Raw genomic sequence first — 10,318 nt, forward strand, 5'->3', positions numbered from 1 at the left:
GTGTTATTGATTGTTACCGTGTAATCAGAAGTTTTACTCTATACCCCTTATTATAAAATGTAAACGCTTTAAAATAAACGGACAAAACCTTGATTTTGTCAAAAGGAGTGGAGTAATAACTTTATGAATTATATACTTTCCGATAAACTAGAAGTAGGGTGATGAAGATGACAACTTCAATTATTACACAAAAAATGATTGGACAAGCTTTAAAAGATTTAATGGAAAAGAAATCATTTCAAAAAATATCCGTGTCAGACATAATGAGACAATGTGATATGCGCCGCCAAACGTTTTATTATCACTTCCAAGACAAATATGAGCTTTTAGTTTGGATATATCAGTCAGATACAAAGGAACAGATTGCTGACTTTTTGGATTATGAACGTTGGGATACAATTCTATATCAGTTATTTATTTATTTTAATGATCACCAACTTTTCTATAAAAACGCACTATCAGTCACAGAACAGAATGACTTTAATAATTACCTTTTTCGTGAACTTCATGTGTTGTTTAAACAAATGGTTCGTGATTTAACCCCTATGAAATCAAGCGAGCAAAGTGATTATATGGCAAGGTTTTATTCCTATGGTTTTGTAGGGATTATTAAAGACTGGATTGAATCAGGTTGTAAGCATTCACCAGAAATGATGCGTGATGTTGTTTATCAAATGTTTGATCACCAACTTGGTTTGTCGAAGAAAGAGAGTGAGTATGACAGATGAAACATATAATTAATGATAAAAAAATAGCGATAGAAGCAATGCTACATAGTTATCAGTTCGAACATCAAGGTCGCTTATCAATTGATCTAAAGGATCACATTATTTATTACAAAAAGGATAGTGGTGTCAGTTTAATTTCCGGTGGTGGCAGTGGTCATGAGCCTGCCCATTTTGGTTATGTAGGAAAAGGTATGCTAACAGCAAGTGTTAATGGTGCATTGTTCACCCCGCCATATCCAGATCGGATTATGCGCGCAGTTGAATTGACTGACAATGGTGATGGTGTTCTTTTTATCGTTAAAAACTTTGCAAGTGATGTTGAAATGTTTACAGAAGCAAAGAAACGGGCTGAAGCAAGTGGCCACAAGGTAGAAATGGTGATTGTTTGCGATGATGTCTCAGTTGAGAATAAAGACACCTATTCAAAAAGGAAGCGAGGAGTTGCAGGGACAGTCCTTGCACACAAAATATTAGGGTACTTCAGCCAAATTGGTAAAAGTTTAACTGAACTAAAAGTTATTGCTGATGAATTTATCCCTCACCTTTATACATTGGGTGTTGCATTATCATCTGCAGAATTACCAAATACAGATCGATTCTTTTCGTTAGGAGAAAATGAAGTATACTATGGTATAGGTATTCATGGTGAAAAAGGCTATCGTAAGGAATCATTCGAATCATCCGAACAACTTGCGATAGAGCTATATAATAAACTGAAAAAGTTACATCAATTTAAACAAGGTGAACATTACGCTTTTCTTATAAATGGATTAGGTGCAACGCCGCTACTTGAGCAATATGTTTTCACTCATGATATTCAGCGATTAGCTGTACTTGATAAAATAAACATCGACTTTATTAAAACAGGTACACAATTATCATCATATAACATGCAAGGAATTTCGTTGACCTGCTTAAAGCTTACGGATCCATTGTTTGAGATTGCATTGCAGGCAGATGTTGACGCTAGTCACTGGTAGGAGGGATAGTTAATGAAAACAACTTATATAAAAACAGAAGATGACAGCGAACTATTTTTTTATAGCTATACGAGTGAGAGAACGCCTAAACTAATATTGCAGTTCGCGCATGGTATGGGTGAACACGCAGGGCGTTATCACGAGTTTTTTCAATATTTACTGGATCGCGACATTTTTGTCTTTGCGAACGATCACCGTGGACATGGGAAAACAGCACGAAAAAATGGTGTGCTTGGTCACTATGATGATAACAATGGATTTGAGAAAGCTGTACAGGATTTGAAAATGATCCATGACGACATTCATATGCGTTACGCTGACATTCCGCACGTTATCATGGGTCACTCCATGGGATCATTTTTAGTCAGGCGATTTATCGAACATTATCCAGATGCAAAAGAAGCAGTTATTTTATCAGGAACAGGTTATCATCAAGGGATGTTAGGTAAAGTCGGACGTTTTCTTAGTTCAATCGAAACAAGGGTGTTTGGTGCAACCCATAGAAGTAAATTGTTAGATCGTTTCAGTTTTGGGCAATATCAGCGCCATTTTAAAAATCGAGGTAGCTGGTTATCCCGTGATGAGGAGATCGTGGCTGCTTATCGGGAGGACCCACTAAGCGGCTATGTTGCAACAAGTCAATTTTATTATGACCTACTGACTGGAATAGAGACACTTCATAAGAAACAAGAGCTAAGAAAAGTAAATAAGCATGCGCCAATCCTAGTTATTAGTGGGGAAGAGGATCCGGTTGGTGGCTTTTCAAAAGGTGTTAAACGCGTCGTCGATGAGTATAAGCAGATTGGTGTGACAACTGTCGATGTCATTCTATATCCTGAGGGACGTCACGAGATGTTGTTTGAAACGAATCGTGCAGAAGTAACGGAAGATGTTTATCAATGGTTAATATCTACCTTACATTAATCTCAGAATTAGAATAAAAGCTACCAAATTCTAATAGTATTAAAGAAAATAGAATGTATTTTTTATATGTTTTTGCTATAATGCAATAGGTACATATTTACATAAATGAGGAGCTAATATGTTATGGAATGGAAAAATATCTATCGTGGTATGTTAATGGGCGCAAGTGATGTCGTGCCAGGAGTAAGTGGTGGTACGATCGCGGTAGTGCTTGGTATATATGATCGCTTAATTAATGCGATAAATGGTTTGTTAAGTAAAGATTGGAAGAAACATTTGGCGTTTTTGATTCCGTTAGGTATCGGGGTACTTACCGCAATTTTCGCGTTAGCAAGTGGGATTGAGTTTTTATTTGAGCATTACCCAAGACCAACACAGTTTTCTTTTTTAGGTTTAATTATAGGGGTATTACCTTACTTGTTTCATAAATCAGAAGCAAAATATAAATTTAAAGTAAACCATTACTTTCTGCTTCTTGTAGGTATATTACTTGTTTCGTCTATGCTGTTTTTCAAAGAGAGTGGTACGGAAGAGATTACAACAATGAGCATACAAACTTATGGATTTCTATTTTTATCAGGTTTTATTGCAAGTGCTGCAATGATTCTGCCGGGGATTAGTGGTTCATTTTTATTGTTAGTGTTAGGCGCATATAATACGATTATTAGTGCAATTAGTAATTTTAAACTGGATATTATTGCAGTTGTAGGTATAGGGATTGTTACTGGTATCGTAGTGATGAGTAAAGTCGTTCATTACTTTTTATCCAATTATACAACAGCTACGTTTGCTGTAATCATAGGGCTTGTCATTGGCTCTGTCTTTGTAATTTTTCCTGGGTGGCCAACAAGCATAACAGAAGTAATTGTTAGTATAATTACATTTGGCTTAGGTTTGTTTGTTGCTTTTGTTCTTGGTCGTGTAGAGTACAAGAATGTGTAACGAACGAATTGCTGATGAAGTAATGACATGTTAGAGTGAATGGTAAAAAAGGGAGGATTGAATCATGAATCATATTGAAACAAAAGAAGAATTTAATCAGGTCATTCAATCTGGGGATCCTGTTATTGTTAAATTTTATGCCGATTGGTGCCCAGATTGTAAACGAATGGACATGTTTATTGGTGATATATTAGAAGCATATAAAGGTTATCAATGGTATGAAGTAAATAGTGATGAAATTGAAGGAATTGCACAAGCAAACGAAGTAATGGGAATTCCTAGTTTACTCATTTTCAAAAATGGAGAAAAAATAGCTCACCAACATAGCGCTTATACGAAAACACCAGAAGAAGTGACGGCATTTTTAGAAAAAGAACTAGCGTAATTAAACAAAAGACATCGGTTTAAATAATCGGTGTCTTTTTTGATATCATAAATCAATCACGGAATATGAACAATTGAACAGCTATTTGTAGTACAATACGTGTAAAAGTGAATAACGGGGGATAAGCGGATGATTCGCAAGGCAACAAATAAAGATTTAACAGAAGTAATGAGAATTGTGAAGCGGGTTGTAAAGGTAATGAATGAACAGGGGAGTTACCAGTGGAATGACTCCTATCCGCAAGCAAATGATTACCAAAACGATATTAATAGAGAAGAATTATATTTATATGAAATTGACGCAGTAATAGTAGGAGTCTGTACCATTAGTAATAGAGGACATGAAGAGTATGGCTTAATTAATTGGACTTCACACGAAAAGGCTTTTACACTGAAACGCTTAGCGATAGACCCTAATGCAAGAGGGAAAGGGATTGCCGATCAATTTTTCGACTATGCAGTAGAACTAGCGTTGCAGTCAGGAGTATCACTTATAAATACAGATACCTTTACAGAAAATCGTTATGCACAACAATTATTTAAGCGGAACGGCTTTCGATTTGTACAAACAAGAAAAGAACATGACCAAGCACCCAATTTAGCATATTTTGAAAAAGAAGTGCTGTGAATTTATTAAAGTGAGAATGAAAAATAATATTTAAAAACGAAGCATAGTTGCTAAAAGAAAGAGGAATCATTATGGACGAGCAAAAAAAGTTATATCAAAGCAAAAAGCAAGATCCTTCTTTAAAATTATTTGTAGTGCTATCGAAAGCACATCGATCTGTATCTGACCAAGTTGCAGATGATATTAGAAAGAAAGGTTTAAACACGACTGATTTTGCCGTGTTAGAACTGTTATATCACGAAGGGGATCAGGCATTGCAGAAGATTGGCGATAAGATTTTGTTAGCTAGTGGAAGTATTACTTATGTCGTCAATAAGTTAGAGAAAAAAGGGTATATTAATCGAATTCTTGATACAAGCGATCGGCGAATTACATACGCTTCTATTACGGAAAAAGGAGAAACACTCTTAAATGATATTTTTCCATCGCATTGGAAGCAGATTGAAACCATTACAGATGGATTAACAGAAGCGGAGAAGCTAGATGCTATTCGACTTTTAAAAAAGCTTGGTACCTATGCAGAAAGCTTAAAAAAATAACCTAAAAAACTTCCTCATTAGATGTTGTTAAGAAAAGTAAATGTTTTAGAATTTTTTAAACAATGAATTAAAAAATATGACGAAAATAAGAACAACATAACATTTACGTTTAAATTATAGTGTAGTGGGTACTTGATAAAGTGAATTAGTTAAAGAGACCTATATGTTACGGGCTGATTTCAAAAAGTAGTGAATAGGTACCGTTTAGACACCAATTTGAAACACAGCTATATGAGGGAGGACCCTGATAAATATGAATACTACCATTACCATTTATGTAAGCAATAATTGTTCTGAATCCAATAAGTTAGTAAATTTTTTGGAAGAAAAGAATGTTGATTACGAAAAAAAGAATATTACAGAGGATAAAAAATATTTAAAGGACTTACAAACACAAAATATATATGCTACTCCAGTGACAATGATAAATGATCAAACAATATTAGGTTTTCAAAAACGTAAATTAGAAACAGAACTATTCATTTCCTAATTTAGAAGAGAACACCTGTACAGTTTATTGCATATGATAAAGAAAAAGCTTGAAAAGAGGTGTTCACTTCTATGTCGCAACAAGGAAGGGATCCGTTTCATTTTCGGCCTTATCAAAATAACAATTCTTATCCCTATGCTCATCCAAATACCTATTTTCAAAAAAATAATTATCCGATACAGCAACAACCTAATATGTCGACGCCTTATCAATTCTTTTCAAAACCGCCACATCCTACTGAATGGTATCCTGAGCAAACACAACATTCATTCGATATGTATGGACAACAAGCAAAAGGGTTTATGCAATATTTTCAAGATAAGGATGGGCAAATGGACTTGGATAAGATGTTAAATACGGTAGGGCAAGTTGCTAATACCTATCAACAAGTTACACCAATGATTAAAGGGATTGGCTCATTCATAAAGGGGTTCAAATAAAGATCCTTGTCAATAAACTGGCAAGGGTCATTGCTTATTTTCTATAAGTTATTGGATGCTGTTTAAAAATGTACTTTTAAAAGAAATTGTTAGTATATTAGAACGGAACAAGGAAATAGTAAAATAAAAAAGAAAGGAATGTATACATGATTGGGTGCTTATGTATTCATGGTTTTACAGGTGGACTATATGAAATAGACCCCTTAGTCAGCTTTCTGAAAGAACAGACAAATTGGATTGTAAAATCACCGCTTCTACCTGGTCATGGCGTACATTTAGCATTAGAGGACGTATCGTATACGGACTGGATCGAAACTGCTGAACAAGCTTTTCTAGAACTACAAGATCAGGCTGAAACGATTTATATTATTGGCTTCTCTATGGGTGGGATGATCGCGTCCTACTTAGCTTCAAAATATGATGTAGCTAAACTCGTGTTGCTATCTCCGTCTAGAAGGTATATTAATTTGGCTCAAATGGGATTAGATGTTGGAGAAATCATTAGAGATCGACTAGCAGGTCATTTACAAAAGAATGTAATATATCAAATACATCAACATAAAAGAGGGCATGTACCTATCCGAGCATATGTTGAATTTTTGAAGTGCATGAAATTTACTAAACCGGCATTGAAACAAATATATTGTCCTGTATTCGTTGCGCAAGGGATACAAGATGGCATGGTCCCATACACGTCTACGCACTATTTAGCGGAGGAAATTCCGGTAAATATTGAAGTGATTTATTATTCCGATTCAAAGCATCATATTTGTTTAGGAAAAGATAAAGACATTGTGAACGAAGCAGTTTTGCAGTTTTTGAAAAGAACAATTTCTATTTAGTATCGAATAGAAATTGTTCTTTTATTAGTTATCCTATATTGCCTCACTATTATTTTTTGTCTTTGAAAAAAGAAATAACTAACGAACCTTCACCAGTATGAGTGGAAATAACAGAGCCAATTTCAGACAAAATGGTTTGTTTAAATCCGTATGTTTCTTGGATGCTCTGCAACACTTGTTCACCGCGATCCTTAGCATTGCAATGAGTCATCGCCAATGCTTTATGCTCAGCTTGATTAATGTAGTCACCAATCTGCTCAACAAAACGTCTTAGTGCCTTCTTGTCACCTCTTACCTTCTCTAAAACTTCGACTTTTCCCTCATGATCTGCATGTAGTAGCAATTTAATATTTAATGTTTTCGCTATAGCGCCTTTTACTTTATCAAGACGTCCTCCTCGCACTAAATTGTCAATAGTTTTTAATACAAACAATGTAACGGTACGATCAACCCTATCGTATAGATGAGTTACTAGTTGCTCAAAACTGTATCCTTCTGAAAGTTTCTCTCCTGCTTCGTTTAATAATAAGATTAAACCTGGAGAAGAAGTATTCGTGCTAAAGACTTCTATTTTACGATGTGGCTGCTCTTCTAACAGCATATCCTTGCCCATGACTGCATGATTATATGCACTACTTATTCCTTGAGAAATACCTAAGTAAATAATTGGTACATCCTCCGGTATTGCTTTAAATGCTTCATAATATTCATGTGGACCCGGAGCTGAAGAGCTTGGGAATACTTCTGACTCGTTTAATTTCTTAAGAAAAGTAGGCGTGTCTAGTTCGTGACCAATATATTGTTCATTACAAAAATGAACAAACAATGGTGTTGTAATAATGTTGAATTTCTCTTTTAATTCTATTGGTAAATCTGCACTACTATCTGTCATTAATTGTACTTGCATGTCATCACCTTTTTTAAAAAATATAATAGTAGTATATCATTGATTGCTAATATTTTCTTTAAAATCATACTGAGATTCTAAAAGTTTTTATTGTGCTAATATTTACTACGATTTCTATATCCTGTTGATGTATAAATTCCTAGAAGTAGCCAATTATAATGATTAAATGATGTCTTATCTCTCGCTGCTTGTATTCGAAACAATATAAAAGTTTGAAATACATTTTTATTCTATGTAGAATTAATGAAGAGAGTATGGTAAGATGTAATAATCCATTGAATGCTCGATAATAAGCCTCTTCCGTGTGTGGAGGAAGGCTTTTTTCACGTTAATGATTCAAGGGTTACTAAGACCCTTCTTTCATCAGAAAGCTAACGAAACGTATTTGTCCAAACCTTTTTTGGAATAAAATAAAGAAGTAATTAAAAACGTTTGGATGCAGCAGTAGTGCTGACAATCATTGAGGCAGCGAAGCCATTATTTTAAAGAAAATGATCGAAATTAATACATCTTAACATACAAAAGAATTTGTTAACGTGTGATACGTGCGAACTATGAGATATAAACAAGAAGGAGTAGGAAAAGAAATTGACAACAAAATTTGAATCTTTAGGTATTTCAGAACCGATTATGAAAGCTCTTGAGAAAATGGGCTTTGAAGAAGCAACACCAATACAAGGGCAAACCATTCCACTAGGATTAGAAGGAAAAGACGTTATTGGACAAGCGCAAACAGGTACAGGAAAGACAGCTGCTTTTGGTATTCCGATGATCGAAAAAATTGATAAAAATCAAAGGAAAATTCAAGGATTAGTTGTAGCGCCGACAAGAGAGCTTGCAATCCAAGTGTCAGAAGAAATTCACCGTTTAGGGAAATTTAAAGGTGTGCGCACACTACCAGTATATGGTGGACAACACATGGAGCGTCAAATTCGTGCATTAAAAGACGGTCCGCATATCGTTGTGGCAACACCAGGTCGTTTACTTGACCATATCCGTCGTAGAACAATTAATATTAGCAATGTACACACTGCAGTATTAGACGAAGCGGATGAAATGTTGAACATGGGATTCATTGATGACATTCGTGATATCTTAAAAGCGATCCCTGAAGAGCGCCAAACATTACTTTTCTCAGCTACAATGCCGAAAGAGATAAGAGAAATTGCGACAACTTTGATGAAAAAACCAGAGGAAGTCAAAGTAAAAGCGAAAGAAATGACTGTTTCTAACATTAATCAGTTCTTTGTAGAAGTTAATGAAAAACAAAAATTTGATACACTAACTAATTTGTTAGATATCCATGCACCAGAGCTTGCGATTATCTTTGGTCGTACCAAGAAAAGAGTAGACGAGGTAACAGAAGGTCTACATGCAAGAGGTTTCCGTGCAGAAGGTATTCATGGTGACTTAACACAAGGGAAACGTATGTCGGTTTTAAATAAATTTAAAAACGGTCGTATTGAAATCCTTGTTGCTACTGATGTTGCTGCACGTGGATTAGATATCTCAGGTGTGACACATGTTTATAACTTTGATGTTCCACAAGATCCAGAAAGCTATGTACACCGAATTGGTCGTACAGGCCGTGCTGGAAAAGGTGGAGAAGCGATTTCCTTTATTACACCAAGAGAAATGCCGCATCTTCATTTGATTGAAAAAACGACTAAAAGTAAAATGCAACGTATGCAAGCACCATCATTTGATGAGGCGCGTCGCGGACAACAACAAATTACTGTTGAAAAGCTTGAGAGTACAATTGAAAAGGCAAATTTACAAGACTATCGTGAAACAGCTGCAGAATTATTGAATGAGCATGATTCTGTCACAGTTGTAGCAGCTGCTTTGAAAATGATGACGAAGGAACGTAGACAGACACCTGTTACGCTTTCATCTGTTCAGCCGGTTAGTGTGAAGAAATCAAGAAATGATAATTCTAAACGTAAAAATTATCGTGGAGATAATAAACGTAATTCATATCGTGGAAAAGGGAAACAAGGCGGTGGCGGTAGAAACCGTAAGTTCCAAAATAAACGAGCATCCAACAAAAAACAATAATTTAGTTTTAAAATTAAATTTATGCTAACGTAATCCGTAGATACTTCGCTTTCCGCAGGCACGGCTTCAGCTAACTCTTAAAGCAAACAAAGCTTTAAGAGTGGATCTTCAGCTCGTGCTGTTCCTGCAGGACAAGGAATGCTGCGGCAGCGGTACCTCGCACGAAGAAAATTGCACTTTATTTTCGAGGAGTCTGCGTATCTACGGATTACTGTTATTGTGTTAGCTCATATTTTGATTGAATGTAATATTACTCACTGAAAAATAGTTTTAATAATAACTTATTTGTCTGCAATTAGTTAATCTTGAAAAAAGCCAATGCATTTATGTGAAGTGACCCCTTAAAGTTAGACACGGTTATTTCATTAGGCAGCTTGTTCAAAATGAGTTCGGTATTGTACCGGACTCATTTTAAATTTCGCCTTTATCCGTTTCATATTATAGTATTCTATATAT

The 10,318-nt window shown here is 35.2% G+C and carries 13 protein-coding genes; 11 read left to right on the plus strand and 2 right to left on the minus strand.

Annotated features, from left to right (window positions below):
* Positions 1-167: 167 nt before the first annotated feature.
* From dhaS to HP569_RS08485, 10 genes are all read left to right on the plus strand, one after another.
* Positions 168-728 carry a dihydroxyacetone kinase transcriptional activator DhaS gene (dhaS, locus tag HP569_RS08440; RefSeq protein WP_182200728.1) on the plus strand — a complete coding sequence of 187 codons (561 nt, stop codon included), beginning with the start codon at positions 168-170 and terminating at the stop codon, positions 726-728.
* Positions 725-1,708, plus strand: a complete 984-nt coding sequence (locus HP569_RS08445) for a dihydroxyacetone kinase subunit DhaK (protein ID WP_182200729.1) — start codon at positions 725-727, stop codon at positions 1,706-1,708. Before dhaS ends, HP569_RS08445 begins: the two co-directional genes overlap by 4 nt.
* A 12-nt stretch (positions 1,709-1,720) precedes the next feature.
* Positions 1,721-2,632, plus strand: a complete 912-nt coding sequence (locus HP569_RS08450) for an alpha/beta fold hydrolase (RefSeq protein ID WP_182200730.1) — start codon at positions 1,721-1,723, stop codon at positions 2,630-2,632.
* A gap of 123 nt (positions 2,633-2,755) precedes the next feature.
* Complete coding sequence (locus tag HP569_RS08455; RefSeq protein ID WP_182200731.1) at positions 2,756-3,574, plus strand: DUF368 domain-containing protein; 819 nt, start codon at positions 2,756-2,758, stop codon at positions 3,572-3,574.
* A gap of 64 nt (positions 3,575-3,638) precedes the next feature.
* Entirely contained in the window at positions 3,639-3,959 is a 321-nt protein-coding gene (locus HP569_RS08460) for a thioredoxin family protein (RefSeq protein ID WP_182200732.1), read from the plus strand.
* A gap of 129 nt (positions 3,960-4,088) precedes the next feature.
* Positions 4,089-4,586: a GNAT family N-acetyltransferase gene (locus tag HP569_RS08465; RefSeq protein ID WP_182200733.1), complete on the plus strand. Its 498-nt coding sequence runs from the start codon at positions 4,089-4,091 to the stop codon at positions 4,584-4,586.
* Positions 4,587-4,657: 71 nt separating this feature from the next.
* Complete coding sequence (locus HP569_RS08470; protein ID WP_182200734.1) at positions 4,658-5,125, plus strand: MarR family winged helix-turn-helix transcriptional regulator; 468 nt, start codon at positions 4,658-4,660, stop codon at positions 5,123-5,125.
* A 253-nt stretch (positions 5,126-5,378) separates the two neighbouring features.
* Positions 5,379-5,615 (plus strand): glutaredoxin family protein, encoded by a 237-nt coding sequence (locus tag HP569_RS08475; RefSeq protein ID WP_182200735.1) that lies wholly within the window; start codon positions 5,379-5,381, stop codon positions 5,613-5,615.
* 71 nt (positions 5,616-5,686) lie between these two features.
* A complete protein-coding gene (locus tag HP569_RS08480) occupies positions 5,687-6,055 on the plus strand; it encodes a YppG family protein (RefSeq protein WP_182200736.1) in 369 nt (122 codons plus the stop codon).
* 146 nt (positions 6,056-6,201) lie between these two features.
* On the plus strand, positions 6,202-6,897 hold the full coding sequence (locus HP569_RS08485) for an alpha/beta hydrolase (protein ID WP_182200737.1): 696 nt from the start codon (positions 6,202-6,204) through the stop codon (positions 6,895-6,897).
* A 49-nt stretch (positions 6,898-6,946) separates the two neighbouring features.
* Here HP569_RS08485 and HP569_RS08490 read toward each other — a convergent pair whose 3' ends face one another.
* Positions 6,947-7,804: a DegV family protein gene (locus HP569_RS08490; protein ID WP_182200738.1), complete on the minus strand. Its 858-nt coding sequence runs from the start codon at positions 7,802-7,804 to the stop codon at positions 6,947-6,949.
* Between the two features lie 630 nt (positions 7,805-8,434).
* On the opposite strand from HP569_RS08490, the gene cshA reads away from it, so the two are divergent.
* Positions 8,435-9,862, plus strand: coding sequence for a degradosome RNA helicase CshA (gene cshA, locus HP569_RS08495; protein WP_246367026.1), 1,428 nt, complete (start codon positions 8,435-8,437; stop codon positions 9,860-9,862).
* A 365-nt stretch (positions 9,863-10,227) separates the two neighbouring features.
* Here cshA and HP569_RS08500 read toward each other — a convergent pair.
* A partial coding sequence (locus HP569_RS08500) for an IS3 family transposase (protein ID WP_182200158.1) occupies positions 10,228-10,318 on the minus strand: 91 nt, incomplete at its 5' end.

The organism is Paraliobacillus salinarum (genome assembly GCF_014083865.1).
GTDB classification, from domain to species: Bacteria; Bacillota; Bacilli; order Bacillales; family Amphibacillaceae; genus Paraliobacillus; species Paraliobacillus salinarum.

Coding starts and splice junctions, on each gene's coding strand:
- HP569_RS08450 (WP_182200730.1), top strand. CDS start 1,721: ATGAAAACAACTTATATAAAAACAGAAGATGACAGCGAACTATTTTTT.
- dhaS (WP_182200728.1), top strand. CDS start 168: ATGACAACTTCAATTATTACACAAAAAATGATTGGACAAGCTTTAAAA.
- HP569_RS08490 (WP_182200738.1), bottom strand. CDS start 7,804: ATGCAAGTACAATTAATGACAGATAGTAGTGCAGATTTACCAATAGAA.
- HP569_RS08465 (WP_182200733.1), top strand. CDS start 4,089: ATGATTCGCAAGGCAACAAATAAAGATTTAACAGAAGTAATGAGAATT.
- HP569_RS08460 (WP_182200732.1), top strand. CDS start 3,639: ATGAATCATATTGAAACAAAAGAAGAATTTAATCAGGTCATTCAATCT.
- HP569_RS08445 (WP_182200729.1), top strand. CDS start 725: ATGAAACATATAATTAATGATAAAAAAATAGCGATAGAAGCAATGCTA.
- HP569_RS08455 (WP_182200731.1), top strand. CDS start 2,756: ATGGAATGGAAAAATATCTATCGTGGTATGTTAATGGGCGCAAGTGAT.
- cshA (WP_246367026.1), top strand. CDS start 8,435: ATGAAAGCTCTTGAGAAAATGGGCTTTGAAGAAGCAACACCAATACAA.
- HP569_RS08480 (WP_182200736.1), top strand. CDS start 5,687: ATGTCGCAACAAGGAAGGGATCCGTTTCATTTTCGGCCTTATCAAAAT.
- HP569_RS08485 (WP_182200737.1), top strand. CDS start 6,202: ATGATTGGGTGCTTATGTATTCATGGTTTTACAGGTGGACTATATGAA.
- HP569_RS08470 (WP_182200734.1), top strand. CDS start 4,658: ATGGACGAGCAAAAAAAGTTATATCAAAGCAAAAAGCAAGATCCTTCT.
- HP569_RS08475 (WP_182200735.1), top strand. CDS start 5,379: ATGAATACTACCATTACCATTTATGTAAGCAATAATTGTTCTGAATCC.